At 56.3% G+C, this 26,225-nt stretch carries 22 protein-coding genes; 7 read left to right on the forward strand and 15 right to left on the reverse strand.

Features of this window, described 5'->3' with window-relative positions:
* Positions 1–10 precede the first annotated feature (10 nt).
* Positions 11–634 carry a DUF2059 domain-containing protein gene (locus tag VEV40_RS11840; RefSeq protein ID WP_324832559.1) on the reverse strand — a complete coding sequence of 208 codons (624 nt, stop codon included), beginning with the start codon at positions 632–634 and terminating at the stop codon, positions 11–13.
* A gap of 68 nt (positions 635–702) precedes the next feature.
* On the reverse strand, positions 703–1,995 hold the full coding sequence (gene eno, locus VEV40_RS11845) for a phosphopyruvate hydratase (protein WP_324832612.1): 1,293 nt from the start codon (positions 1,993–1,995) through the stop codon (positions 703–705).
* Between the two features lie 374 nt (positions 1,996–2,369).
* Here eno and VEV40_RS11850 point away from each other — a divergent pair, with 374 nt between their 5' ends.
* The 4 genes from VEV40_RS11850 (at position 2,370) to VEV40_RS11865 (ending at position 5,088) form a co-directional block, all read left to right on the forward strand.
* The gene (locus tag VEV40_RS11850) at positions 2,370–3,308 is read left to right on the forward strand and encodes a hypothetical protein (protein ID WP_324832560.1); all 939 of its coding nucleotides are present in this window, start codon (positions 2,370–2,372) and stop codon (positions 3,306–3,308) included.
* Between the two features lie 87 nt (positions 3,309–3,395).
* A complete protein-coding gene (locus VEV40_RS11855) occupies positions 3,396–4,217 on the forward strand; it encodes a helix-turn-helix transcriptional regulator (RefSeq protein ID WP_324832561.1) in 822 nt (273 codons plus the stop codon).
* A gap of 67 nt (positions 4,218–4,284) precedes the next feature.
* On the forward strand, positions 4,285–4,737 hold the full coding sequence (locus VEV40_RS11860) for a VOC family protein (RefSeq protein WP_324832562.1): 453 nt from the start codon (positions 4,285–4,287) through the stop codon (positions 4,735–4,737).
* A gap of 12 nt (positions 4,738–4,749) precedes the next feature.
* Positions 4,750–5,088 carry an MmcQ/YjbR family DNA-binding protein gene (locus VEV40_RS11865; protein ID WP_324832563.1) on the forward strand — a complete coding sequence of 113 codons (339 nt, stop codon included), beginning with the start codon at positions 4,750–4,752 and terminating at the stop codon, positions 5,086–5,088.
* 11 nt (positions 5,089–5,099) lie between these two features.
* Here the strand turns inward: VEV40_RS11865 and VEV40_RS11870 are convergent, their stop codons facing one another.
* The 5 genes from VEV40_RS11870 to VEV40_RS11890 form a co-directional block, all read right to left on the reverse strand.
* Positions 5,100–7,562 (reverse strand): protein kinase domain-containing protein, encoded by a 2,463-nt coding sequence (locus VEV40_RS11870; protein ID WP_324832565.1) that lies wholly within the window; start codon positions 7,560–7,562, stop codon positions 5,100–5,102.
* Between the two features lie 58 nt (positions 7,563–7,620).
* The gene (locus tag VEV40_RS11875) at positions 7,621–7,887 is read right to left on the reverse strand and encodes a hypothetical protein (protein ID WP_324832566.1); all 267 of its coding nucleotides are present in this window, start codon (positions 7,885–7,887) and stop codon (positions 7,621–7,623) included.
* A gap of 17 nt (positions 7,888–7,904) precedes the next feature.
* The gene (locus tag VEV40_RS11880) at positions 7,905–9,734 is read right to left on the reverse strand and encodes a sodium:solute symporter family protein (RefSeq protein WP_324832567.1); all 1,830 of its coding nucleotides are present in this window, start codon (positions 9,732–9,734) and stop codon (positions 7,905–7,907) included.
* A gap of 179 nt (positions 9,735–9,913) precedes the next feature.
* Positions 9,914–10,288 carry a hypothetical protein gene (locus tag VEV40_RS11885; protein WP_324832568.1) on the reverse strand — a complete coding sequence of 125 codons (375 nt, stop codon included), beginning with the start codon at positions 10,286–10,288 and terminating at the stop codon, positions 9,914–9,916.
* On the reverse strand, positions 10,285–10,848 hold the full coding sequence (locus VEV40_RS11890; protein WP_324832569.1) for an RNA polymerase sigma factor: 564 nt from the start codon (positions 10,846–10,848) through the stop codon (positions 10,285–10,287). Before VEV40_RS11890 ends, VEV40_RS11885 begins: the two co-directional genes overlap by 4 nt.
* 126 nt (positions 10,849–10,974) lie before the next feature.
* Between VEV40_RS11890 and VEV40_RS11895 the strand changes: the two genes are divergently transcribed.
* Entirely contained in the window at positions 10,975–11,391 is a 417-nt protein-coding gene (locus VEV40_RS11895) for a hypothetical protein (RefSeq protein WP_324832571.1), read from the forward strand.
* A gap of 232 nt (positions 11,392–11,623) precedes the next feature.
* On the opposite strand, the gene VEV40_RS11900 is transcribed toward VEV40_RS11895, so the two are convergent.
* The 5 genes from VEV40_RS11900 to VEV40_RS11920 form a co-directional block, all read right to left on the reverse strand.
* On the reverse strand, positions 11,624–12,181 hold the full coding sequence (locus VEV40_RS11900; RefSeq protein WP_324832573.1) for a peroxidase-related enzyme: 558 nt from the start codon (positions 12,179–12,181) through the stop codon (positions 11,624–11,626).
* A gap of 10 nt (positions 12,182–12,191) precedes the next feature.
* Positions 12,192–12,764, reverse strand: a complete 573-nt coding sequence (locus tag VEV40_RS11905; RefSeq protein ID WP_324832575.1) for a peroxidase-related enzyme — start codon at positions 12,762–12,764, stop codon at positions 12,192–12,194.
* Positions 12,765–12,871: 107 nt separating this feature from the next.
* On the reverse strand, positions 12,872–14,110 hold the full coding sequence (locus tag VEV40_RS11910; protein WP_324832577.1) for an ABC transporter permease: 1,239 nt from the start codon (positions 14,108–14,110) through the stop codon (positions 12,872–12,874).
* 18 nt (positions 14,111–14,128) lie between these two features.
* Complete coding sequence (locus VEV40_RS11915) at positions 14,129–15,385, reverse strand: ABC transporter permease (protein WP_324832578.1); 1,257 nt, start codon at positions 15,383–15,385, stop codon at positions 14,129–14,131.
* A gap of 160 nt (positions 15,386–15,545) precedes the next feature.
* Entirely contained in the window at positions 15,546–15,758 is a 213-nt protein-coding gene (locus VEV40_RS11920) for a hypothetical protein (protein ID WP_324832579.1), read from the reverse strand.
* Positions 15,759–15,887: 129 nt separating this feature from the next.
* Here VEV40_RS11920 and treY point away from each other — a divergent pair, with 129 nt between their 5' ends.
* Positions 15,888–18,827: a malto-oligosyltrehalose synthase gene (gene treY, locus VEV40_RS11925; RefSeq protein ID WP_324832581.1), complete on the forward strand. Its 2,940-nt coding sequence runs from the start codon at positions 15,888–15,890 to the stop codon at positions 18,825–18,827.
* Positions 18,828–18,852: 25 nt separating this feature from the next.
* Here the strand turns inward: treY and malQ are convergent, their stop codons facing one another.
* The 3 genes from malQ to VEV40_RS11940 all read right to left on the reverse strand — a co-directional run bounded on the left by malQ (position 18,853) and on the right by VEV40_RS11940 (position 23,451).
* Positions 18,853–20,382: a 4-alpha-glucanotransferase gene (gene malQ / locus VEV40_RS11930; protein ID WP_324832583.1), complete on the reverse strand. Its 1,530-nt coding sequence runs from the start codon at positions 20,380–20,382 to the stop codon at positions 18,853–18,855.
* Positions 20,383–20,468: 86 nt separating this feature from the next.
* On the reverse strand, positions 20,469–22,448 hold the full coding sequence (locus VEV40_RS11935) for a peptidylprolyl isomerase (RefSeq protein WP_324832584.1): 1,980 nt from the start codon (positions 22,446–22,448) through the stop codon (positions 20,469–20,471).
* 127 nt (positions 22,449–22,575) lie between these two features.
* The gene (locus VEV40_RS11940; RefSeq protein WP_324832585.1) at positions 22,576–23,451 is read right to left on the reverse strand and encodes a metallophosphoesterase; all 876 of its coding nucleotides are present in this window, start codon (positions 23,449–23,451) and stop codon (positions 22,576–22,578) included.
* A gap of 91 nt (positions 23,452–23,542) precedes the next feature.
* Between VEV40_RS11940 and VEV40_RS11945 the strand changes: the two genes are divergently transcribed.
* A complete protein-coding gene (locus VEV40_RS11945; RefSeq protein WP_324832586.1) occupies positions 23,543–25,984 on the forward strand; it encodes an ABC transporter permease in 2,442 nt (813 codons plus the stop codon).
* The last annotated feature ends 241 nt before the right edge of the window (positions 25,985–26,225 follow it).

A 26,225-nucleotide genomic window follows, 5' to 3' on the forward strand; every position in this document is an offset into this window, starting at 1 on the left:
TATTGCTCTACTACTGCTTCTGCGGCGTGTCTGTGGAAGGCTTAGTTGGTTCAGGCGTAGTGAGCGAAGGCTTCTTTTGCTGTTGCTCTTCGATGTATTTCTTCTGCGCCGCCTCAATTTCGTCTTTGTGGCGCATCATTACGTCCCGCGCCGTCTGCTGCGCGATCTGAATCGCAGAGCGTTGTAATTCCGACGCCATGTACGGTTGGGCGGCAATCATGCGCTGGCCTGCCGGTGACTTATAAAAAGCAATGATCTGTGTCGCATCCTCGGTGGAGATGTACTTGGGATAGATTTCTGCGGCGTGTGATTCAAGATCGGCATTCTCAAGGCTTTTGTCCAAGTCATCGATCACATCCGGCGGCACGTATGGCGGGAACTGGCTGCGGTAAGACTGCAAGGCTAGTGACACGATGCGCTTCTTCATTGCCTCGGCGCCCGTAAGTTGTTGCATTTCCTTGATCTGCGCGGACGTAATCGGATTCGATGGTGGCTTGATAGCCGGCTCGGATGGAGCAGATGAAGTTTGGCTTGTGGGCACAGCCGGCTTTGGCGTTGTCGACGTGGATGGCTGCTGCGCCAGCGCCGAAACTGACAACGTCAAAATGCAGGCCGCTATTCGAATGATTCGCATAAATACTCCTGAGATGGATGAAAAAGCAAAACGCGCGGATCATTTCTGTCCGCGCGCCACCGATTTACTTACTCGCCAAAGTTTACCGCTTCGAGGCCCAGGAATTCAGCCGCCTGGCCTAATTCCTCTTCGATGCGAAGAAGCTGGTTGTACTTTGCAATGCGGTCGGTGCGCGAAGCCGAACCGGTTTTAATCTGACCGACGCCAGTTCCGACAGCCAGGTCGGCAATGAAGGTGTCTTCCGTCTCGCCGCTGCGGTGAGAAATGATTGACGTATAGCCATAGCGACGGCCAAGGGCGATGGCTTCCAGCGTTTCGCTGATAGTACCGATCTGGTTGACCTTGATCAGAATCGAATTTGCTATGCCTTCTTCGATTCCGCGCTGCAGGCGTTCCGTGTTGGTTACAAACAGGTCGTCGCCAACAAGCTGCACATGGTCGCCGACCAGGTCCGTGAGGTACTTCCAGCCCTGCCAATCGTCTTCAGCCAGCCCGTCTTCAATGGAGACGATGGGATATTGGCGAGTCCAGCTCTCCCAGAAGCGCGCCATTTCTTCGCTGCTCTTCTGGCTCTTGTCGGATTTCTTGAAGACGTACTTGCCTGATTCTTTGTCATAGAACTCGCTCGATGCAGGATCGAGTGCGATGGCGACGTCTTCACCGGCTTTGTATCCAGCAAGTTCGATGGCTTCAAGAATGACTTCAATCGCTTCAGTGTTTGACTTGAGTGAAGGCGCAAAGCCGCCCTCGTCACCGACAGCCGTGTTGTAGCCCTTTTTCTTGAGGACGCCCTTCAGAGTGTGAAAAATCTCTGCGCCACAGCGCAGCGCGTCCGCGAAGCGCTCGGCGCCAACAGGCATCACCATGAATTCCTGAAAATCCACATTGTTGTCGGCATGGGCACCGCCGTTCAGGATGTTCATCATCGGCGTGGGAAGGATGGAAGCATTTACGCCGCCAAGATAGCGGTATAACGGCACTTTGAGCGCACTTGCCGAAGCGCGCGCCGCAGCCATCGACACTGCGAGGATTGCATTCGCACCCAGTCGGCCCTTGTTGGGCGTGCCATCAAGCGAAATCATGGTTGCATCGAGCAGGCGCTGGTTGGTCGCGTCCATGCCTGTCAGTTCAGGAGCGAGAATGCTCTCCACATTCTCAACCGCCTGCAACACTCCCTTGCCCAGATAGTGGCCCTTGTCGCCGTCGCGCAGCTCAACGGCTTCGTGCTCTCCGGTCGAAGCACCGCTCGGCACCGCGGCCCGGCCCACTGAGCCATCGGCAAGCACCACATCGGCTTCGACTGTAGGGTTTCCGCGCGAATCAAGAATTTCGCGCGCATGAATTGCTGCAATCTCTGTCATTTCGTCCCTCGAAATCTGGTGTCTTAACCGGTCTTTAAGTTTGGGGCGTCGGTCCACACGGATCGGCTCACCGGCATAGCCGCCTATGGTATCTACAAAGCCCGACATGCAATGAAATAACCTTTCCTGAGGAAAATCTTCGACGAATGTTCTTGAAAAGGATAACAAAGACGCGGGTGTTTCTGCAGGCGGGAAAGCAGCTAAGAACCGGACCATAGCTGACCGAATCACCGCTGCTGTCTGTTGTCTGTTCTGGTTCGCTGCGCTCAACACGATATGGGCACGCCAATTTGATTCGTCTAATCTTGTTGAAGACGCGACTGTTTCGCATTTCCCGGGTCTAATTGCATAGCGGACAGCGCATGGAGTCATGTATGAAGAAGACGGGAAATTCTCTCGCATTGATGGCATTTGCCGGCACGCTGCTGCTGGCTCCCGCGATATTCGCGCAGCAATCAAGCCAGAACCCCTACCAGGGTGTTTCCAATCCGCCGCCGGATAGTACGATTGTCACCAGCCAGGACCAGACGGCAAACCCTCCGGCCGCCAAGCCTTCTCCAGCGGTTTCGGCGAAACCCGCTGCGGTTGCAACGACAGCAAGCGCTTCTGCCTCAGTTACGAATCCTGACGATGACATTGTGTCGTCGGTACCGACTGCTTCGGCAAGCACTGCTGCGCCCGCGACAAGCGCGACCCTGGAAAAACGTCCCTACAATCCAGACGAGGACATTGTTGGCTATGTGCCTTCGCCTAGCAACGAACTGGCCGAGGGGACTAACATCCGAGCACGGCTTATGGATACGCTCTCGACGAAAGACACGAATGCCGGCATCGCATTCAAGGCCCAGGTTGCGTCGGACGTCTACAAAGATGGGCGCGTCATTATTCCTGCTGGCTCGGAGTTGCGCGGCCGGGTTGTGAGCGTGAGCCAAGGTCATCATTTTGGGCCCGCCGCTACACTACGGTTGCGGCCTGACGTGGTTATTCTTCCCGATGGCACGGCCTATCACCTGTATGGGCAGGTCGTGGAATCGAAGGCCCCTAATACGCGGACAGACGATGAAGGCGGCATTCAGCCCTCGTCGCAGCTGAAAAAAAATGCCATTGAATATGGTATTGGAGCTGGCACCGGCGCGGTTGTCGGCGCGAAGATTGCCGGCGTACACGGCGCGGTGATCGGCTCTCTGGTCGGTGCAGGAGTCATTACGGCACATTTGCTGATGCAGCATCCGGAAATTGCAGAAGTGCCAAAGGGTTCCATCGTTACCTTCAGCCTTACTGAGCCGATGGATCTGATGCCAACGAGAAATTGAGCCTTATTGATAGCGAAAAAAGGAGCGCTGCGGCGCTCCTTTTTCATTGCCTAAGATGAAAGCGTAGACTCTTGGGCAGGAGCCTGTATGACATCGTTTCGATACAAGCCGCCTGCTCCGCTGGGCAACTTCATACAGTGTTTCTGGTATTGGGAAGGCGTTCCAGAAGGCTCGCATACGCACGAACGGCTCATGCCCAATGGCGAAGCAACAATTGTTTTCAATCTGCTGAACACGCCGATACGCATTTACCATCCTGACGATGTTCGCCAATTCGACACTTATGGACACGCTGTTCTTTCCGGAGCGCGCACGAATTTTTTCGTCATTAGCGCCGCAGAGCAGGAGAGGGTCATCGGCATCCAGTTTCAACCTGGAGGCTCATTTCCCTTCTTCCGCGAACCTGCTGACTGTATGGAAAATGCCTCAATTGCTCTCGATGATCTCTGGCGGTCTCGTACCGGCGAACTGAGTGAACGATTATTGGCAGCATCATGCCCGAAGGCCATGTTCCAGGTCCTTGAGCAGGACCTGCTTGCACAACTGGCGCGGCCACTTACATGGCATCCGGCGGTGGGCTATGCGCTTAGGCATCTTCGCAGTGTGCCGCATGCAACTACGATTGCGCGAATGACAGAAAGGATTGGTCTTAGCCCCCGCCGATTCATTCAGCTCTTTCGCCAACAGGTGGGGCTTACGCCGAAAGCTTTCTGCCGCGTGCAGCGCTTTCAGCAGGCGCTCGTTACTGTTCATGGAGCTAAACAGGTTGACTGGAGCGAGGTCGCGCTGGACTGTGGGTATTACGATCAGGCTCACTTCATTCATGATTTTCAATCGTTCTCTGGAATGACGCCGTCTGCCTACCTTGCAGCAGCTACGCCACACCTGAACCATGTGCCCATCGCGTAGCGCAGGTCAAATTTTTACAATACCGGGCTATAAGGAATCGACGACAATGATCGGCGATGGAGGATTTATGTCACAAGTAAAAGCGGTTCCTGATGGCTATCACAGCATTCAGCCCTATCTGCATATCCGTGGAGCAGCGGAAGCGATCGACTTCTATAAGAAAGCATTTGACGCAACCGAGCGTATGCGCATGCCGCAGGGAGACGGGCGAATCGGCCACGCGGAGATTCAGATAGGCGATTCCGTCATTATGCTGGCCGACGAGTTTCCCGAGAAGGATATCTACAGCCCGAAACACTTTGGCGGTTCAGCTGTCAGCATCATGCTCTATGTCGAAGACTGCGATGCGACCTATAAACAGGCGCTGAATGCCGGTGCAAAGAGCCTGCGCGAGCCCGCTGACCAGTTCTACGGCGACCGCACGGCCGGAGTCGAGGACCCGTTCGGCTTCCAGTGGTGGCTGGGAACGCATGTCAAGGACGTGTCCATGGAGGACATGCAGGCGGCTATGCACAAATAACAGAGACCAGAGATGACTGCCAAAGATTTTCGCCGCCTCGCGCTCAGCTTCCCTGAAACCGTGGAAGCTGAGCACATGAATCACCCCGATTTTCGTGTGGCGGGGAAGATCTTCGCCACTCTCGCTTATCCAGACAAAACGTTTGGCATGGTCAAACTTCCACTGCTCGATCAGGGCAAATACATTCAGGAGTGGCCGGAGATCTTTACGCCTGTTCCCGGCTACTGGGGAAAGAATGGCGCAACGCATGTGCATTTGAAAAAGGCCACAAAGAAGGCTCTGCAGCCAGCGCTGGAAGCGGCGTGGCGCAATGCTGCGCCGACCCGGTTGGCGAAGAGTTTCGGAAAATAAACGAGTGGTGGCTATTCCTGTGGGGCCTTCGGCACCTGCTGCAGAAGCCGCTTCCACGTTTTCTGGTTGCGGCGAAAGCTCTTTTTCAAGTCTTCAAGGATACGTGTGAAATCTGCGTGTCCATGCAGACGGCCCCACGCCGGATTTTTGGCAAACCAGGGATAGTTTTCGTTCCCGAGATAAATCGCGCGGCGGAGCCAGTGAAGCGCTTCGCTCTCATCTCCTTCAACAGCGAAATAGGTGGCGAGGCGATATGCCATCTCGCCTTCCGCTTCTGCGGCGGAGAGAGAGCCTTCGGTAATAAGCGACGCGGCGCGCTTGCGCTCACCCACCTGCACATAGCACATGGCCAGAGTTGGATATGCGATGCGCATGCTGTCGTCATCGCGGATGACCGACTCAAGCATTTTGATGGCCTGGCGCAAGTCTCCCTGGCGCATAAGCTGATAAGCTACCGAAGTTCGCAGCAAGGGATGCTTCGGCTCCAGCGTCACCCCTTTTTCAAGTTCTTCGTCGGCGAGTTCGAGTTGGTTCTGGTATTGATAAACACGCGCGCGATGGTTGTAGATCATTGGCGCGTTCGAGGGGTTCAGTTTGAGCGCCTGATTGAACTGCTCCAGCGCTTCTTCATAGACACCATCGAGCCGCAGGGTCATGCCGGCCACCAGATGCACGTTCCAGTCATTCGATGAGGTCCGCAGCAGATGCTCGATGCCGTGCCGCGCGCTCTCTTTTTCGCCGCGCGAAAGGAGCATGTAGACGCGGTAGAGGTTTGCCTCGACTGAACCGGGATCGAGGTCGAGCGCCTGATCGAAGGCGCGGCGCGCGGCCATAACGTGCATGTGGCCACCAAAGCCGTGCCTGACATATTGCAAATGTGTGATGCCGAGACCGCTCCATGCTGGAGGAAATGAAGCGTTGTCCTCAACGACTCGATCAAACAACTCGCGCGCGCGATCAAGATCGGCTTTGCTGCCGGTACGCTGCATAAACGACGACAGCATGGCGCGCGCTTGCAGATATTCTTCGGAAATTTCTTCGGTAAGAGTTGTGCGCGGCGCGCCGCGATCATTGGTCTGATTAAGCTGGCCAATTCCCTGCAGTGAAGCGAAGACCTCATTGCAGATTTCCGTCTGCACGGCTACAAGATCGAACGAGGGTACGCTAATGGCTCCTCCACCGCTGACGCTCTGCCCTGATATGTCGAGCAACTGCCAATTCAAATCAAAGCCTTTTTCTGAGCGTATGAAATTACCCGTCAGCACCCATCGCACCAGCAGTTTTCGTCCTATTTCAAGCGGATCAAGCTGTGTCAGCGGAAGGTGCATCAAGGCGCTTGAAGGCCGGACAACGAGCGACGACATGCGTGAAATTCTGGCGGCAATCGCATCGGCAAGGGCAAATCCATAGAGCGGTGTTACTTCAGAAGGACCAAAATTCTTGAATGGCAGAACAACGATTGTGTTTTGCTTTGTCTGAGTATCCGCAGATTCGCGAAAACGTTCGGCCAGCATGGAAAGCAGCCCTGTGGTCCGCTTTTCGTCTTCAGGAGCGGACACCGGCAGTTGAGCCGCGGCTTCACCGGGGATGATGCCGGTCTCAATCTGCAGCGCCTTCATGATGGTCTTCAGCGCTTCGCGAACTTCGGCTGCGCTCGCATACCGTTCAGCGGGATTTTTTTGAAGGCAGCACAGGATGACCGAGCTGAGTTCGGTAGGTACGTCGGGGCAGCACTGGTCTAGCGGCTGCGGGTCAATGAATTGAATGGCACGGATGCTCTGGAATTCATCAATGTCAGGCCGGGCAAAAGGATGGCGCCCGCTAACCAGCTCGTACAGGATCACGCCGAGCGCCCAGATGTCACTCTGTACACTACTTTGTCCGGTGACAAACTGCTCGGGCGCCATGTAAGCGATGGTTCCGCCTCGCGCAGTATAGGTTGCAGCAACCGGTCCTGGTTTGCGATGAGATGATTTCGCTGGATCGAATTCCGCTTCTTCAGGATTGATACGGCGCGCAAGACCGAAGTCCAGAATCTTCACCAGGCCGCCATCGGTGAGGATAGCATTCGCAGGCTTCAAGTCACGATGGAAGATACCGAGCGAATGGGCTGCGCTCAAACCATCGGCAATCTGGATGCCGACGGAAAGGGCGAGTTGCATACTCGCCGGCCCTTTGGCAATGATCTTATCCAGAGACTGGCCGGGCACATACTGCATTACGATGTAGGCTTCTTCGCCCTCCTCGCCCACTTCGTAGATCGCGCAGACATTTGGATGCTCGATCGCGGACGCCATGCGCGCTTCGCGCAAAACAGTGGTGCGCATCTGTTCCAATGTCAACGCGCCGCGCTTGAGGATTTTGAGGACAACAGGCCGCATCAACAGCGTGTCATTGGCCAGGTAGACTACGCCGCTGCCGCCTGCTCCCAAACGGCGGACCAGTTCATAGTGCTTGATTGTGCGATGCTTCATCTAAAGACAGTTTAGCGGGAGTTGCGATGCGCACAGACGCGGCAATGAAGGCACTGAATCAATGCCCCATACCGTGGCCGTGTCCGCCAAGTGGACGGTTCGTGCCCTCAATGGGTTCGGCTGCGGCGCGCTTGTCGCTGGCGCGTCCGAGCAGAAACATCATAAGCCCGAAGGCGAGCATGACCAGTCCCCAGATGAGATTGATGTTCAATCCGGAGGAGCGCTCGTAGATGGCGCTGCCTCGCGTAAAAAATCCGAAGAGACCCATGATTAATCCAACGATCATGAACATCAGGCCCATGGGGATTCGTAGATCGAGATTCATTCGTGTTGCTCCTTGGGTTAGCGGAAAACCAGGTTCAGCGCGATGAGCAGCGCAATCAGGCCAACAGCAATTACTTTAGGTCGCGCGTACCAAGCCATGTGATGTTCGACAGGTTTGGGCGTGAGTGAATATACCAAGCCGACCAGTTCCTTTTCCGGCCGCGGCTTGGTCATCAGGCTGATGACTACCGTCAGAACGAAGTTTACGGAAAACGCCCAGATTGCCGTCCAGAAGTTCTGCGCCATTTCACTTGGATAGGTGTGCATAACTGCAATCCATCCACCATGAATGCCGGGATGCGCATCTGCGGGCAGCGTCAGCCCGTGATGTATGACGGCTGCAACGGTACCACTCACCAGACCGGTAAAGGCCGCGTGTCCGGTGGACCGCTTCCAAAACATCCCAAGCAGAAACGTTGCGAACAATGGCGCATTCACGAACGAAAACACGAGCTGCAGCGTGTCCATAATGTTGTTGAAGGATGTGGCGGCATAGGCTGTCGCCATTGAAAGCAAGATGCCGCCGACCGTAGCCCAGCGGCCCATTTTCAGGTAATGCGAATCAGGTGCGTTCTTGTGAATGTATGACTGGTACAGGTCATAAGTCCAAACGGTGTTGAACGCCGTCACATTGCCGGCCATTCCGGACATGAAACTCGCCAGCAAAGCGGTCAGCCCGAGGCCAAGAATGCCGGTCGGGAAATAGTGCAGCAACATGTTGGGGATCGCAAGATCGTAATCAAGCAGCGGCTTGCCATGCTCGTCCGTCATGACTTTACCGGTGACCGGATTTACTTTCGCTGGAATGAGTCCTTTGCTGTAGTTCGCTGGCGCGGAGGTGTCTGTCACGGCTGTCTGCGCGGCGGTGGAAGTTACCGCGGGAGACTGCGCCATGGCGTGCTGCGTAATTGCCGGCGTTGCAATGGCAATCAGTCCGGGCAGAATGACCAGAAAGGGGAAGAACATCTTCGGGATGGCGGCAATCAAAGGAACGCGGCGCGCCGACTCTTCCGAATCCGAAGCCATGGCGGTTTGAATTACGAGGAAATCCGTACACCAGTAGCCGAACGAGAGTACAAAGCCCAATCCCATCGAAAGCCCAAACCATTCCACGCCTAAGGGATTGTTATGCGCGTTCGTCATACCGTGCCAGGAATGGCTATAAGCCTCGGGCAACGCGGCTTTGAGTCCGCTCCAGCCGCCGACATTTTTCAGGCCGACCCAGACCAGCGGCAGAAAGCCGGCTACGATCAGGAAGAATTGCAGGACCTCATTATAGATGGCGCTGGTAAGACCGCCAAGAAAGATGTATCCCAGCACAATGAGCGCCGAAATAATGATGGCGAAGTGGAAAATCCAACCCAAGGGTAAATGGAACTTCAGGAACAGCGAATCGAAGACGTGCAGAGTCTGAATGAGCCGCGCCATGGCGTACATCGAGATGCCGGAAGAAAAGACGGTCATCACGGCGAAGGAGCAGGCGTTGTAGCCGCGCGTTTTCTCGTCAAAGCGCAGACGCAGGAACTCCGGAACTGAGCGCGCTTTCGAGCCGTAATAGAACGGCATCATGAAGACGCCGACAAAAATCATAGCGGGAATCGCGCCAATCCAATAGAAGTGGCTGGTAGCTATGCCGTACTTCGCGCCGGAGGCGCCCATGCCGATGACTTCCTGGGCGCCAAGATTGGCCGAGATGAAGGCGAGTCCGCAGATCCATGCGGGCAGAGAGCGGCCCGCCTGGAAAAAATCCTTGCTCGTCCGCATAAATCGCTTGAGGGCAAAGCCGATGCCCAGCACAAAAGCGAAATACAGCAGCATGATGAGCCAGTCGATAAATGTCAGGTCCACAGTGCTTGATTAATTCCCTTCATTGGAATGCCGTATGAAAATACGCGCATAAAGCTGGGGGTCTTACCGCAATGTACCCGCTTTCACTGTGAACGTCCAGAAAAGAACCGCATTGATCAGCCGACCACTGACGCTGGGCAGGGTTACGGGTCTCAGTAGTGCATGTTACTTGCGCGCAATTAGCGCTGACCCACAGCAAAACGAACCGAGAAGAACGTCGATAGAAATGCGAGCAGCAGAGCGACTGCGAGCCAGCCGGCATTCACTTGCGCCAAGGCGTGCTCTACTGCTGGAGCCAGCAATGGCCTCTGCACGGCGGAAGCAGGCATATGGATCAGCTCCACAAACCCCGAAATGAGCATCGCGATCACGGCAGCCAACGCAAGAAACATAGGCAGGGCGCGCACCCAGGGGAATGCAAGTGGCGGGAAGGGGCCGGGATCAGGAACGGCGGCTTCGCGGCGCACCGCATCCATAACCGACGACACGAATCCAGAGGACGGCACGATTTCGTCTTGCCGCGAAAGCATACGATCCAATTCGTCTTCCATCATGCCTCCTTTGGTCTCGGGCCTTCCAACAGCTGTGAAAGCTTGTTGCGCAAAATTTCACGTCCGCGAAACAGCCTGGCTTTTACCGTGCCCTCCGGAACCCCCAGGCTATTCGATGCGGCGGGCACGTTCATTTCATGAAAATAGTACAAAACCATAGCGTCGCGATACTTAGGCGGGAGCGCCATGACGGCTTTGCGGACCATCCGGTCGCGCTGGTGCTCCTCGAATTCGCGGGCGTGGGAGTGCTTGTCCATCAACTCAGCCACATCGTCGAGGGCGACGTTGCCGGCGGGAATGTGCTTCAACTCCGACCGATAGAGATTGGCAGCAACAGCAAAGAGCCAGGTTGAAAATGCCGCGTCGCGCCGCCAGCCGGCGAGCGAACGATAGACGCGCAGGAATGCTTCCTGTGCCATTTCCTCGGCGCGCCCACGGTCATTGCAGAAGCGGTAAGCCATATTTACGAGCGGCCCCTGCCAGCGGTGCACGATGCCTTCAAAAGCGGAGATGTCTCCGCCAAGAACTCGCTCCACATCGGCCAAGTCTTCAGTCGCGCTCACGCCTTGCTGTTTCCTCGCAGGATATGACCAGCCCGCATCCATGATGGTTGCATTTTTATCGGGAGAAATAAAAATGCAACCGCTTAGTCAGGGGTCAGGTCTTACTGGGCGTCAAGGAGGTTCGTGATGATGTTTGAAGGTCCAGGGATCATTTTCTTTTTTCTCAGCGTTGGGGCAGTTGCTCTTTTCGGATTTCTTGCGGTAGCTGCGTGGTCGGGCGCGCGCCAGCAAGAGCGTGAGAGCTACTACAAAAATGACATGTTAAAGAAGCTTGCCGAGTCGGACACGCAAAGCGCCGTTGCTACTCTGGCCTATTTACAGGAGAAAGAGCGAGCAAGAGAAGCGAAGAGCGAGGCCAAAAAACGCGAAGGTTATTTGCTCGGCGGACTCATCAACATAGGCATTGGTATTGGGCTTATAGTTTTCCTGACCGCAATCGTCAATGACAACAGGGCTGTTGGCCTGGTTGGCTTTATACCTGCCTTGATTGGCGTTGCATTACTGATCGCCGCATTTCTGCTCTCGCCGAAGAAGGCGGCCTAGGCCGCCTCAGATCGATGAAAGAAACAGATCACATCATCACAGCCATCCCTCAGGGGCAAAGCCCGATGTATTTTCAGCCAATGCGGCACCCTTCGGCTTTGCTCAGGGCAGGCTCTTGAAGTCGTGCCCTGATACGAAACATTGGCTTTTCTGCATTCTCTAAAGCCGTGACCTGATACGATAGCGCGATCTGACAGCAATCTAAGGCCGGCCTAGGCCGCCTTCTTCAATTTCATGCGACTTCGGCGGTAGACATTGAGGGCCTGCGATAGCCTTCCGCAGCCAGATGCTTTCCCATAACCGCATACATGGATTCATCTTGCTGCTGCCATGTTCCCAGGCCGTCCACATAGCGGTTATACATGCAGAATGCGGCAGCAATCAGTACCGTGTCGTGGATTTCCAGATCAGTCGCACCGAGATTGCGTGCCTGCTGCACATCATCGGACGTGACGTGCTTTCCGCCCTTCTGCACCTTGCCGGCAATTACGAGTAGCGTTTTCAGTTTGTCTGAAATGTCAGCGTGCTGGAAGTCCGCCTTGACGCGCTTCACGATTTCTTCATCACCAAGATGAGCGGCGGCGGCAGCGCCGTGACTCGTCTGGCAGAAGTAGCAATCGTTCAGATACGAAACGTAGGTTGCGATCAGCTCGCGCTCGCCGGAGGTGAGGCTGTTCGGTTCGAAGAGAAGAATATGCGCCAGCTCGCGCATCGGCTTGGCTGTCTCTGGACGGAACGCAAAGCCGCCGGTGATGCCAGGCAGTCCTTCAGGAAGTGCAATGTGCGCCATGTTTTTCTCCTTAGCGGGCCACCGGGTGAGTGGCGAGATATTCCTGGCTTACCGTCACATATCCATCGCGGGCCACGCGCTTGCCGCGCTCGCGATAACTCGCTTCATCACGCGGCTGGACTGTTCCGAGGCCATCAACATAGCGGTTGTACATGCAGAAAGCGGCGGAGATTAAGACGGCATCGTGGATTTCGAGGCCAGTTGCGCCCAGGTTGCGCGCGGCAGTCACATCGTCAGCCGTGACGTGCTTGCCGCCCTTCTGTACTTTGCTGGCGATTACCAGCAAGGCTTTCAACTTATCGGAGATGTCGGCGTGTTGGAAATCCGCCTTGACACGCTTGACCAGCTCTTCATCGCCGCTAAGGTTTGCGGCTGCGATTGCGCCGTGGCTCATCTGGCAGTAGTAGCAGTCGTTCAGGTAAGAGACATAGGTGGCGATCAGTTCGCGCTCCGCCCGCATCAGCGAGTTGGGGCCGCGCATCAGCACTTCGACCAGTTCGTTGAGCGGTTTCGCGGTTTCCGGGCGGAAGGCCATTGCGCCACGAATACCAGGCAAATCATCGGCCAGTTGAATATGAGGCATCTTCAATCATTCCTTTCAGGAAAGGTGGTCTCAGCCACTTCAGCAGAGAATGTCATGCTACTTGGAAAGGACGGCAGCGGCATCCACCTAAAGATTGAGATGTGTTGTTATTCGTATCGCAGCGCTTCAATCGGATTCAGATTGGCGGCCTTGATGGCGGGAATCATGCCGCTGACCATTCCGACGATGATCAGGATGCCTGTGGCGACGATGACAATCGTCGGCGAGATCAGCAGGCGGATATCCGCAGCTTCGGCATTCGTCGCGAGCGCGCTGTAGAACGTGATGCGGCCCACGCCAATCGATACCGCATAGGCCAGCACGATGCCGATTGCGCCGCCGACACCGGTGATGACCAGCGCTTCGGCCAGGAATTGAATCAGGATGTGGCGTTTGCGCGCGCCCAGCGCTTTCTCGATGCCAATCTCGCGGGTGCGCTGCTGGACCGCGACAAGCATGATGTTCATGAGGCCGATCCCGGCGATGCCCAGCGTCAACCCGCCGATGAACAGCAGCAGCACCTGCAACGCCAGCGTGAGCATGCGGAACTGCTTCAACTGCTCCATCAGGTTGGCGACGAAAATTGCGTTGTGGTCTGAGGGCCGGAAATTGTGGGCCGCTGCAAGTGTGTTGCGAATGGCCTGTTCCACCACCATGTGGTTGCCGGTGTAATTCAGCCAGATGCCGTCCAGATATTTCAGGTCTTTGATGTCGCCCATGGTGTGGAAGGGCACATAGACCTGACGGTTGATGTCGTCGTCGCCTTCCTGCATCTTGGGCTTGAGCACGCCGATTACCGTAAAGCTGATGCCGTTCAAACGCATGCGCTGGCCGACCGCGTATTCGCCGGAGAAAAGCTTGGTCTTCGCTTCGGAGCCGATGACGGCGACATGATTGCGCTGCTGGTCATCAACGTCAGTGAAAAACCTGCCTGAGTTCACGTCGAACTTGAGGATGTCCTGAATTTCGGGGCGATAGCCTATCACTGACCATGTGTAGGTGTGCAGATCATTCGCGACGGGCACATCTTTCATGACCATCGGCGAGATGTGCTGCAGATTCGGGACCATAGTCCAGAGGCGGTCAATGTCGTCGGTGGTGAAGCGCACCTGCACGCCTGCCTTGGTGCCGCCGGCCTGCTCGCTGGTGCGTCCGGGAAAGACGCCGATCATCTGCGTGCCCCATTGGGCGAAGATGGCCTCGATGGCGCGTCCAAAGCCTGCGCCGTAAGCAAGCAGCAGGACCACGGTGGCAATGCCCCACGCCATGCCGACAATGGTGATCGCCGTGCGGCGTCGGTTGTAGATCATCGCCTCATACGCCTGTCCCCACAGATCACGCAGCATGTTGACTCCTTGCAATTCTTATTCGCGACGCAGCGCTTCGACCGGCTCAAGCGCCGCGGCCTTACCGGCCGGATACAAGCCGGCAATGATTCCGCTTACGCTGAGTGAAATGATGGCGAGCGCCGCCGACCATGGCACCAACTTCGGCGGATCGAATCCAGGCATACTGTTTCCCAATGTGCTTTGGAGCACGAACATCAGGAGGGCCGCGCCGCCAATACCAATGAGTCCGCTGACCCCGGTCAGCAGAAGCCCTTCAAGGAAGAACTGAGTCAGGATGCTGCGGGAAGTCGCGCCCAGTGCTTTGCGCAGCCCGATTTCGCGCGTCCGCTCGCTCACCGATACCAGCATGATGTTGATGATGCCGACGGCCCCGAGGCCGAGCGTCACGATGCCCACGCCGCCGAGGAAGACATCCATCGCTGTCCATATCTTGCCCACCATCTGCTCTTCCTTGATGGTGTCCCATTCGTTGAAAGCGTCTTTCGAATTGGGATCGAAGCCGTGCCGTCGCGCGACAATCTCATGCACCTGGTGCGTCGCCGCCACATTGTCGCCGCGAATTCGCGGCTGATACTGGATCGAAGTCACTGAATCTGCGGGGATGTTTTCGCCTTTCAGAGGAAACATCTCGAGCATGACGGAAAGCGGGATATAGATTTTCTGGTTGTCATTATCGTTGTTGCCGCGTCCAGTCTTGTCAGCAATGCCTACGATCTGAAAGCGGGAGCCGTTCAGAAGGACAGTCTCGCCCATTGCCGGACGGCCTGGAAACAACAGCCTCGCGCTCTTATCGCCAAGGATGATGACGCGGCGGCGGTCGTGCATGTCGGCATCGTTAATGAAACGGCCTTCTCTAATGGGCAGAAAGCGAATGCCGCTGTAGTTTGGCTCGGCGCCGATGGCCTGTCCGCCCGCGCTTTCATAAGCGCTTTGCTGCTTGAGGTCATTGCGATTGATGAATGCTGTAGCGTTGCGAACTTCGGATGCCTGGGAGCGGATGGCGTCGGCATCGGAAAGGGTTAGATTGTAAGGACGCATGCCGGTATGCTGATTCGCGACTGCGGGGATGGTCCCGCCCCACATCATAATGAGGTCGTTGCCTAGCGTCGCCAACTGGCGACGCTGGCCGGAGCGGAAGCCTTCGCCCACGCTGATGAGCAGGAGCATCGATCCAACACCCCATGCAATGCCGAACATGGTGAGAAACGAGCGCAGCTTGTTCGACCAGATGGCGCGAAAGACCTGCCCGAAGATATCGCCGACATTCTGCATTCGCTAGCCGAAAGTACGCATCCAGCTGTCCTGTGGTTCCCGGTTTTTAGACGGGCCGGAAGCTAAATGGAATCAGTCAGGACTGGCTCTTCGGCTCCGCTTCGCTGCGTGATGTTCCGCTCAAGATAACTGCGGTACCACAAAGTTTTTCGGACGCCAGTTACTTGCTCTGCAAGGACGAGATCACCGTCTCCACGCTCGTCTGCGCATTTTTCAGATATTCGCTTACGCGCTTGCGCTCCTCCGGCGTCAGGGTCTGCGCCAACGCCAGCACGCGGCGTAACGTAACGGTAACGTCGTCAACATAGTTCATCAATCGAATAGCTTCGCCGGAAAGAGGCATCGGTTCCTCGTCGTACAGAGTTTCTTCCATTGTCTGCGCTACGGCCGGATTTCGTAAAGTCGCGGCCCGAAAACTGGCGGGCCTGTTTTCCGCATCCAAGAGCAGGTGTCTCTCAGAGAACTTCATGAACCTGAAATAAAGGAGTGTATTGAACGGGTTGTGCACAGCAATACGCGCGCCCCGATATCGACGTATCGCCTGCAGATGAACGGGCAATTCATCTTCGCCGATGCGGTAAAAATCCTTCCCTACCTTAAGGAATTGGGCATTGGAGACGTTTACAGCTCTCCTGTTTTCAAAGCGCGCCCTGGGAGCATGCACGGGTATGATGTGATTCGCCACGACCGCCTGAATCCGGAGCTCGGCGGTGATGAAGGCTTCAACCATCTTTCCACTACTCTGCGCGAAGCGGGCATGGGGCTTCTGCTTGACATCGTGCCTAACCACATGGGCATCGGCAATGATTCGCAGTGGTGGCAGGATGTGCTTTTGAATGGACGCTCGTCCGAATACGCGACATTTTTCGATATCGACTGGGAGCCGCTCAAACCGGATATGCACGGTAAGCTGCTGCTGCCAATTCTCGGGAAACAATACGGCGAGGAACTCGAAACCAAAAAAATTCAGATTGCATTTGAGGATGGTCACGCTCGCATTCATTATTATGATCACTCACTTCCCATAGCTTCGCGCACGATTCCGTTGCTCTTTCCCGAAGATGACGACGGAGTTCCACAGTGGTTTCGCGATCTGCTGAAGGAATTGGCCCATGTCCCGCCGCATGATACGGCAGACCCGAACCTCGCGGCGCAGCGGCGAGCACAATTGTCCGAGCTTCGTCCACGCTTGCAAAAAGCACTTCGCTCTCCGGAGCTTCAGCCCGTCCTGGAGCACGCTGCCAAGCGGGCAAATGGAATACAAGGCAAGCCTGAGAGCTTCGACCTGCTCCATTCCTTGCTCGAAGTCCAGGCCTACAGGCTCGCCTATTGGCGGGTTTCATCGGAAGAAATCAACTACCGCCGTTTTTTCGATATCAACGACCTGGTGGGCCTGCGCATGGAAGACCCCTCGGCTTTTGCTCAGACGCACTGCCTCATTCGCAAGCTGCTTGCTAAGCGGCAGATAACCGGCCTGCGCATCGACCACTGCGATGGGATGTTCAATCCACGCCAGTACCTTATTCGCCTGCAATTGCTCTATGTTGCCAGCCAGTGCTCAGGGAGTGCGGCAAAGGAGCCGCTTGCGCCAAACGGCATCGAAATGGAAATCCGCGAAGCCCTCCGAGGATATGACTGGGCGCAGAATCGGGGGCCGCTCTACACCGTGGTGGAAAAAATTCTTGAGCCGCGCGAGGCACTGCCGCGCGAATGGCCTGTGAGCGGAACCTCCGGATATGACTTCCTTCACCTCGCCAACCATGTCTTTATCCAGCCGCAAAACGAAGTCAAATTCACGGCACTTTACACCAGGGTTCTCGGACGCGAAATAGACCCCAGCGAACTCATCTACCGTTGCAAGCTGCAGGTCATGCAGACTTCGCTATCAAGCGAAGTCTACGTCCTCACCAACCTGTTAAATCATCTGGCAATCAATGACCGCAGGGCACGCGACTTCACTGAAGGTATCCTCGAAAGCGTAATTCGCGAAACCATCGCCTACTTCCCTGTTTATCGCACTTATATTGACGACCGTGGTCAATACACTGAGCGGGACATCGCCTTCATCGCACAGGCAATCTGGCGCGCAAAATACCGCAATCCAGAGATCGATGCCTCCGCGTTTGAATTCCTGCAGAACACGCTCCTTCTCGGAGACAGGGGCGATGCAAGATATCAGGCGTGCCTCTACTTCGCGCTCAAGTTTCAGCAGCTTACCGGTCCGGTGATGGCGAAGGGCGTGGAGGACACGGCCTTCTATGTCTATACTAGGTTCCTCTCGGCGAATGAAGTTGGCAGCTCGATAAGGGCCTTTGGCGTCTCTACTGATTATTTCCACGCTTGCAATCAGGACCGGCTGCAGAATGCGCCGGATTCGATGCTGGCGACTTCAACGCACGACACCAAACGCAGCGAAGATGTGCGCAATCGTCTTAACGTGCTTTCCGAAATGCCGACGGAGTGGTCCTCTGTCGTGCGGCGCTGGATTCGTCTAAACGCCCGGCACAAACAGAAACTCTCCGATGGCCGCATCGCTCCCGATGCCAACGAAGAATACCTCATCTATCAGACCATTGTCGGCGCATGGCCCTGGCGGATGGAAACACCTGACGATCGTAACGAATTCCTGGAGCGCATCAAGCAATACTGCACCAAGGCCCTAAGTGAGGCAAAGGTCAATCTTAGTTGGACTAACCCGAACCCGCAGTATCTCGAGGCCGTGAACAATTTCCTGGCCGCGCTCCTGCTGCCCAAGGGACGCGCGCGTGAAACGCGCTTCGTAGAAATTCTGAAAGCTTTTCTCCCCACTGTACAGATGTTCGGGGCGGTCAATTCTCTATCGCAGCTTGTTCTCAAAATCACATCTCCCGGAGTACCAGACTTCTATCAGGGTTCAGAGCTGTGGAACTTAAGCCTCGTCGATCCCGATAATCGCCGACCAGTTGACTTCGGGCTTCGCGCAGAGTTGCTTCGTACGTTACAAGACCTGTATCAACGCGAAGGATCTGCCGCTGTCTGCGCTAACGTGTTGAATACGATACCCGATGGTCGGATTAAGCTCTGGACCACGCATCGCGCCCTTGTCACCCGCCGCGACTTGCACTCGCTCTTTCGTCACGGCGAATACATCCCCTTGAATGTCGATCTGGAAAAGCGGCAAAACGCTGTCGCCTTTCTCCGCCAGGACTCGGCTACGAAACACTCCGTACTCGTCGTTGTTCCCCGTTTCGCGTACTCGCTAGCGCATACAAAGCCGCAGTTACCCCGCGCCGACGCATGGGGCAAGGCGCAGATCTCATTGCCTGATCAAACGCCTAGTAGCTTCGTGAATATATTCACTGATAAGGAAATTCACGCAGAGAATGGAAGCTTGCGCCTCCAAGACATCTTTGCGGATTTTCCCGTTGCGATACTGGTGAGCACGAACTCAACTTCTCATTGACGTTCGTGGTCTGTGTCTATGAATCTCAGCCGGCGGTTTCAGCTTCAATCGCGCCGTCACGGTCGGTAACCACAGTAAGCTCGCCCAGCTTTGCCGCCAATTCCGGTTTAAGCATTCCCTCGGGACAGCGCCACACCCAGTTATCTTCCGGTTTCGACGGCACGTTCATGCGCGCCTCCGGGCCAAGATTGAGAATGTCCTGAAGCGGGAAAAGACAGATGTCCGCGACCGAAGTTGCCGCAGCGCGAATCAGGGGCCAGACCACGCCATCACCTTTTGGCTGCACATATGCCGTGACTGACGCTTTCTCAGTGTCAGTCGCGCCGTGCTCCCACCATCCGCGTGTAGTATCGTTATCGTGAGTACCGGTATAAACCACTGTGTTCTTCTCGTAGCGATGCGGCAGGTAATTGTGTGCACCGCGCCCTGAGAATCCGAACTGCAATACACGCATCCCAGGCAGATTGAACTGCTCGCGCAGGGCATCGACCTCCGGAGTAATCAGCCCAAGATCTTCCGCGATGAAAGGAAGTTCGCCCAGCGCCTCCCGCAATGTCGAAAATAGTGCTGTCCCAGGAGCCTTCACCCATTCGCCGTTAACGGCCGTCTCGTCTTCGGCGGGGATCGACCAGTAAGCTTCGAAGCCGCGAAAGTGATCGAGCCGAATCAGATCGTAAATCGAATGAGCGCGGCGGATGCGGTCCACCCACCAGTCGAAGCCGCGCTCTTCGAGGACATTCCAGCGGTAGATCGGATTGCCCCACCGTTGCCCCGTCGGGCTGAAATAATCGGGCGGCACTCCTGAAACGCGGACAGGAGAGAGGTCATCGTTCAGGTCGAAGATGTCGCGGTGTGTCCAGACATCGGCGCTGTCGTAGTTCACAAAGATGGCAACATCGCCGATGAAGCGGATACCTCGTTCCGCGCAGTATTGACGCAGGGCCGTCCATTGCTCGTCAAAAGCAAACTGAATCACCTGCTCGATGGCCAGTTCTTCACTGTGCTCTTTTTCCAGCCGCGATAGGGCTTCAGGATCGCGATATGCGTATTCCTTCGGCCACTCATTCCAGCAGGCGAAATTGAATTTTCGTCGCAGCGCGCTGTATCGCGCATAATCATTGAGCCAAGATGCATTTGTTTTGCAATATCCGTCGAAGCGTGTCCACTGTTTCGCCAGAGACGCCTTGCGATGGTGATGAAGAAAATTGCGCGCCGCTTCCACGAGCTGCGGCATTTTCTTCTTTTCAACTTCGTCGAAGCGGACATTGCCTGAGTGCCCTGGCAACTCCTCGATGCGCTTCGCATTGATCCAGCCCCATTCGACTAGCTTCTCCAGGCTTATCAGCAATGGGTTGCCGGCAAACGCCGAGAGGGCTGCATAAGGCGAGTTGCCATAGCCGGTGGGGCTGAGCGGGAGCACCTGCCATAGCCGCTGCTTGCTCGCTGCAAGGAAATCGGCGAAGGCGTACGCGGCTGGTCCAAGATCTCCGATGCCGCCGTATGAGGGCAGCGATGTGATGTGCAACAACAATCCTGAAGAACGCTCAAATGACATACTGTTTCCATCTGCCTGCAAAAAGGCCCGTGATTCGAGTGATTCCAAACCACGGGCCCCGGTTGCTCTTGCCTACTCTTACTGCGCTACGATCGCGGCGCTCCCGGCAATCCAGGCTGCTGTTGCATGCGCCGATTGACGCGGATGCGGCCTGCCTTCTGATACTGGTCCACCAGGTTTGTTACAAAGACCTCGAACATTTGTTCGCGCTGCTGATTAAGCAGCGAGTCACGGGTCTGCTCGAAGTTTTTCTGGATTTCGTCCGGTGTCGGCTGTTGCTTGTCGGTCAACTTCGCCACAGCACCTGTGCGCTGGCCGTTGATTGCGTTGCTGAACTGCCCTACATTCAGGTCAAAGAGAGTAGGCGCGACTTGTGACAGCTGGCCGATATCAGGAACTTGGGCGTCGCGACCAACCAAATCGCTGGACTTCATCGTCGCCCCAACTTCTTTCGCGGCCTTTGCCAGGTCATTGTCAGCCTTTGCCTTGTCTGCCAGCTCCGCCGTCTTGCGCGATAGTAGCGAAGGCAACTGCTCGTCGCGGAAATCATCCAGTACATGCGATTTGTACTCGTCGAATGTCGGCGCATGGGCGGCATGCACATCTACAACCTGAAACACTGCATAACCATCACCCGTCGAGGCAACTTGTGGGGCTGCCCCCGGCTTGGCAGAGAATGCGCTCGTCAGCATCTGTGAACCGTCAGCCAGTGTCGGGATGATTGCAGTCTGTGCGAGATAGTCGGTCGTGGCTAACTGCAAGTGGTGTGCTGTCGCTGTCTGCGCCATGCCCGTTTTCTGCGCTTCACTGGCGAGTTGCTGGCCAAATGCCTGCTGCGCCTGTGCTTCCTTCTGCCTCGTCAGCAGGGCGACGATTGTTTGCTTTACTTCGTCAAGCGGACGGGTGTGCGCCGACTGTTTTTCTTCGGTCTGAATGATGTGATAGCCGAACTTCGTCCGCACCAGATCAGAAATCTGTCCCGGCTGCAATGCAAAGGCCGCCTTGTCGAATTCTGGCACGGTCACGCCGTGCTTGATGAATCCGAGCTCGCCACCCTGGTCCTTGCTACCGGGGTCGTCAGAATACTTCTTCGCCAGATCGGCAAAATTGCCACCGTTATGAAGCTGCTTGAGGATGTCCTCGGCCTTCTGCTTGGCCGCCTCGTCCGTTTTGGCGTCGGCATTCTCATCGACTTTGATAAGGATGTGCCGGACCTTCACCTGGTCGTCGACGTGGTAGTCGCTTTGGTGCTGGTTGTAATACTGCTGCACCTCGGCATCGGTCACCTGCGGAGCACCGCCGGGCAGGTTCGCCGTGGCGAAGGCGATGTACTCGATCTTCCGCTGCTCAGGAATGGCCTTGGCGTACTTTGGCGCGTGCTGCTTGAAGAATGCCTGCAGCTCCTGGTCCGTGGGGTTGATGGTCTTGCTCAGATCGTCGGAGCTGATCACAGCATAGTCAAACTTGATTTTCGTTCCCTGCTGCCTGTAGGCGTCGCGCACCTGCTGGTCGGAAACCGTGACGCCGGCAGTTATAAACGAACGCAACCGGTCTTCCTGTAGTTCTTTCTTCAGTTCCTTCTCGAACTGGTCGCGCGAGATACCGAAGTTCTGCGATACGAGGCTCGCATACTGCTCGTCGCCGATGTACCGGCCGTTGGGAAAGAGCACCTGGCCCCAGGTTCCGGTGTGAAGGAAGTTGCGCAGATCATCGTCGGTCACGCTCACGCCCAGACGGTTGGCTTCCTGCAGCTCAATGTGCTGCTGGATCAGTCCCGTCCCAACGCGCTGCATCATGTACGGCAGCACGAAATCCGGCAACTGCTGGCGCTGCAGCATGCGCTGGGCAAGCTGCTGCACTTCCTGCGTGGACACGTCGTCGCCGCCAAAAAAGCGTCCAAGTATCCCAGCGCCGCGAATGGTCGCATAGGTGTTGGAGCTAGATCCCTGGTCGCCGCTGAACATGCCTGGAACCAGGAAGATGACCATGAGGACGCATGTAGCGGCGATAATCGCGATGAAGATACCCTTCATCACGCGGCTGTCTTTCTGAAGAAAACGAATCATGTATGGGTATTGACCTTCTCGATCTGGCGCTTAGAAGCGTCCCGGTCGGGCGGAACGGCTTCTCCTGAGTGTGTCAGATAGCTATCTGGATTATAAATCAGCGCAGGTGATGTTTCCTCGCTGCGGGCTATGCCAGTGTAATCAGCGTGATTTCCGGCGGACAGTTCAGCCGGAAGGGCAGGCCCACGGTGCCGATTCCGCGATTTACGTACAGCTGGGTCTGCCCGAGCCGGAAATAGCCTTCCACATAGTCAACGCCCATCGGCGGAAGGTGCAGCGGTGGCAGAAACGGAAGGCGCACCTGGCCACCATGGGTATGCCCGGAGAGCATTAAATCAAAGCCGTGTTTTGCCACCCTGGGCAGGATGTCCGGCTCGTGGGCCATCAGGATCACGCGCTCGTTGTCTCCGCGCGCGGTTTTCGGGACCGCCTTTTCAAAGTCAGGCCCGGGATTACCGCTCAACGCGTCGGCGATACCAGCCAGCCAGATGCGCTGGTTGCCGTGTTCGAGCGGGACTGACGCGTTGTTCAGCACGGGAATGCCGTGGGTGGTCAGAGCGTCCCGCGCAGCCGCTTCACTCACAATGCAATCGTGGTTGCCGAGCACGGCATAGCGCAGGGGGCATTGGATGCGGGTCAGCAGCTCGCCGCATGTGTAGGCCCAACCCACAGAGCGGTGCTTTGCCAGAGGGCCGTAGCTGACGAAATCGCCGGTCAAGGCCACCAGATCAGGCTTGAGGGCGTTGACCGCATGCAGCACGAGCTTGAGAAAAGATGCTTCAGTGTATTCCCGGAAGTGGATATCGGATATCTGCGCAATACGGAAGCCTTTAAAGCTTTTCGGCAGGCCGGGAACTGTGATTGTGCGCTGGACGATGTCGATTTCGTGACGCGCAATCTCGCCAGCATAGAAACCGAGTCCGAGCACCGAAAGACCGGACAGGCTCAGGAACTGGCGTCGAGTAAGGACACGCTCCTTCTCAGCGGCAACAACACTCATCATTACTATGATGCCAAGAAATTCTCGCGAAATCGAATTGGCGGGAACCAACTTCCTATCCGTCGCGTAATCTCAGCCATCAGGGAGCACCCGAATGGCACACCTGTGGCAGGAGTTGTTCTACACCTTTCGGCGTCTTTCTCGGACGCCCGGTCTCGCGCTGGCAGTCATCATCTCCATCGGACTCGGCATAGCCGCTAACGCAACCATCTTCTCCATGGTCAGCCGCTTTGTGCTCAAGCCTCCGCCGGTCCGCGACCCCGGCACGCTTCTTTCCCTACACATAACGGACAATAACCAGTGCTGCAACACTTTCTCATGGCCCCTCTACACTGATCTCCGCGACCAGTCCAAGTCATTTTCCGGACTGCTGGCATACTTTTGGTTGCTGCCGGCTTCCATCGGCGGCAAAGGCGAACCGGAACGCATCTGGGGACAGGCCGCGACAGCGAACTACTTCGACGTCACCCAGCTCCGCATGACACTCGGGCGCGGCTTCCTCCAGAGCGAGGAGCGCCAGCAGGTCATCGTTCTCGGCTACCGCCTCTGGCAGCACCGCTTCGCTTCGGATCCTGCCATCATCGGCAAAGCCATCACACTCTCTGGACATCCCTACACAGTCGTCGGCGTGGCGCCCCCTGGCTTCCATGGCCTCGATCTCATCCTGGATCCGCAGTACTGGGTCCCCCTGGGCAACATTGAATCTCTTGCCCCGACCGCTGTCGGCAACACTGTGACGGTATGGCAAGGGCGTCAGAACCACTGGCTCATGGTCATTGGCCGCCTCAGGCCGGAAATTACGCAAACCGAGGCAGCAGCCGAGCTTAAAACACTGGCCCAGAACTTCGCCAAAGCTTACCCCACAACAGACAAAGACAACGGCTTCTATCTGGATCGCGCCGGTTCTCTGCCCGCACGTGATAAATCTACCATCCTGCTCTTCCTCGCTGCGCTCTCTATAGTCGTCCTTCTTGTTCTCGCCATCGCCTGCGCGAATGTTGCCAACTTGCTTCTGGCACACTCCGCCAGCCGTCAGCGGGAAATGGCTGTCCGCATCACTCTGGGGGCGACGCGCAGACAGCTCCTGCGCCAAATGCTGATTGAAAGCGTGCTGCTTGCTCTGTCGGGGGGACTCTTCGGCGCCGTGCTTTCGCTATGGACAACTTCTGCGCTTGCCGCATTTCATTTTCCCGCTCCCGTGCCGCTTGATCTGACACTGAGCGTCGATTGGCGCGTCCTGCTCTATACCCTTGTTCTGAGTGTTGGAGCAGGGCTGGTCTTTGGCTTCATCCCCGCATGGATTGCGTCGCGCCCCGTTCTCGCCAGCGCTCTAAAGGGCGAGGACGCGCTCGCGCGTCCCGGCCGCCGCATCACCCTGCGCAATGTTCTGATCGTGGCCCAGATCGCCATGTCCATCATCCTGCTCAGTGCTACAGGACTCTTTCTGCGCAGTCTCCAACGCGCTTCTACGATTGACATCGGCTTTCGCTCGCACAGCGTTTTGATGGTTTCCGTCGACCCGCGCGTCCACGGCTACACGCCGGAGCACACAACGCAATTCCTCACCGAGTTACGAAACCGCGTCGCTGCCCTCCCCGGCGTCATCTCCGCCGCTGCGACTGACAGCATACCGCTCTCCGGCGGCAATCGCAGCGATGGTATGGTCGCCGAGGGTCATCCGAAATCATCCGCTCCCATTGTTGAGATGTATATGGCTACGCCGGGATATTTTGAGACCCTCGGCATCCCGCGCATCGCCGGGCGTGACTTCGCCAACGAATCTCCGGCTGCGTCCAAAGTTGCCGTCATCAACAAGGCACTGGCCGAGCAGCTTTTCCCCGGTGAAAATCCAGTAGGTCAGCACATCCGCGATGGCAGCGATCTATACGAAGTCATCGGCATTGTCGGCAACATTAAATCGCGGTTTATCGGCGAAGACACGCGCCCTGTCCTCTTCCGCTCGCTCGCGCAGACTACCGGCAGCGACCCACCCTTCATGGGCTATACCCTCATCGTGCATTCCGAAGGCGACACGGCGAACCTGCTTGCGGCTATACGGCAGCAGATCCATACGCTCGATCCATCCATGGCCGTCTACAATGCGGAAACCATGGAAGACCATCTGCGCAGCGCCCTCTTTCTGCCACGGCTTGCAGGAACGCTATTCGGCGTCTTTGGCTTTATCGGCATTGTACTGGCCGCTGTCGGACTATATGGCGTGATGAGCTATGCGGTGAGCCGCAGAACACGTGAAATCGGCATCCGCATCGCGTTGGGTGCACAACTTGGCGCAATTCAAAGTCTTGTGTTGCGCCAGGGAATGCTGCTTACGATTATTGCGCTCGCCATTGGCCTGCCTGTAGCGCTGGCAGTGGCAAAACTCTTCAACAGCTTTCTTTACGGAGTGCGGCCGCACGACGTGCTCACCTTCACACTGGCACCGGTATTTCTGGCAGCCGTGGCACTGGCGGCGTGCTGGGTTCCTGCCCGCCGTGCAGCAAAAATCGATCCGCAAACTACCCTGCGCTATGAATAGCGAAAGCTCTCGGCTCCTAGACAGCGGTCTCGTCTTGTGCCTGTAGTTCATCGTGAAAGCCTACATCGATCGCTATTTGAAAGGACCGACGGAGATTCTGCGAGGCCGATGCCCTTCGTAATCTTTCCTTTTTTCTGGAGAATGCATAGCCTTAGGCCGCGGCTTGCAATTCATTTTCAGAGAAAGCTCCTCATGCGGATTCCTGTTTTGGTTTTCCTGCTTTTGTGCCCAACGATGTTGT

The organism is Alloacidobacterium sp. (assembly GCF_035631355.1).
Lineage (GTDB): Bacteria > Acidobacteriota > Terriglobia > Terriglobales > Acidobacteriaceae > Alloacidobacterium.

Coding starts and splice junctions, on each gene's coding strand:
- VEV40_RS11840 (WP_324832559.1), bottom strand. CDS start 634: ATGCGAATCATTCGAATAGCGGCCTGCATTTTGACGTTGTCAGTTTCG.
- eno (WP_324832612.1), bottom strand. CDS start 1,995: ATGACAGAGATTGCAGCAATTCATGCGCGCGAAATTCTTGATTCGCGC.
- VEV40_RS11885 (WP_324832568.1), bottom strand. CDS start 10,288: ATGATGGAAGACGAATTGGATCGTATGCTTTCGCGGCAAGACGAAATC.
- VEV40_RS11940 (WP_324832585.1), bottom strand. CDS start 23,451: ATGATGAGTGTTGTTGCCGCTGAGAAGGAGCGTGTCCTTACTCGACGC.
- VEV40_RS11935 (WP_324832584.1), bottom strand. CDS start 22,448: ATGATTCGTTTTCTTCAGAAAGACAGCCGCGTGATGAAGGGTATCTTC.
- VEV40_RS11915 (WP_324832578.1), bottom strand. CDS start 15,385: ATGCAGAATGTCGGCGATATCTTCGGGCAGGTCTTTCGCGCCATCTGG.
- VEV40_RS11850 (WP_324832560.1), top strand. CDS start 2,370: ATGAAGAAGACGGGAAATTCTCTCGCATTGATGGCATTTGCCGGCACG.
- VEV40_RS11870 (WP_324832565.1), bottom strand. CDS start 7,562: ATGAAGCATCGCACAATCAAGCACTATGAACTGGTCCGCCGTTTGGGA.
- VEV40_RS11855 (WP_324832561.1), top strand. CDS start 3,396: ATGACATCGTTTCGATACAAGCCGCCTGCTCCGCTGGGCAACTTCATA.
- malQ (WP_324832583.1), bottom strand. CDS start 20,382: ATGTCATTTGAGCGTTCTTCAGGATTGTTGTTGCACATCACATCGCTG.
- VEV40_RS11860 (WP_324832562.1), top strand. CDS start 4,285: ATGTCACAAGTAAAAGCGGTTCCTGATGGCTATCACAGCATTCAGCCC.
- VEV40_RS11895 (WP_324832571.1), top strand. CDS start 10,975: ATGATGTTTGAAGGTCCAGGGATCATTTTCTTTTTTCTCAGCGTTGGG.
- VEV40_RS11905 (WP_324832575.1), bottom strand. CDS start 12,764: ATGCCTCATATTCAACTGGCCGATGATTTGCCTGGTATTCGTGGCGCA.
- VEV40_RS11910 (WP_324832577.1), bottom strand. CDS start 14,110: ATGCTGCGTGATCTGTGGGGACAGGCGTATGAGGCGATGATCTACAAC.
- VEV40_RS11900 (WP_324832573.1), bottom strand. CDS start 12,181: ATGGCGCACATTGCACTTCCTGAAGGACTGCCTGGCATCACCGGCGGC.
- VEV40_RS11945 (WP_324832586.1), top strand. CDS start 23,543: ATGGCACACCTGTGGCAGGAGTTGTTCTACACCTTTCGGCGTCTTTCT.
- VEV40_RS11920 (WP_324832579.1), bottom strand. CDS start 15,758: ATGGAAGAAACTCTGTACGACGAGGAACCGATGCCTCTTTCCGGCGAA.
- VEV40_RS11865 (WP_324832563.1), top strand. CDS start 4,750: ATGACTGCCAAAGATTTTCGCCGCCTCGCGCTCAGCTTCCCTGAAACC.
- VEV40_RS11875 (WP_324832566.1), bottom strand. CDS start 7,887: ATGAATCTCGATCTACGAATCCCCATGGGCCTGATGTTCATGATCGTT.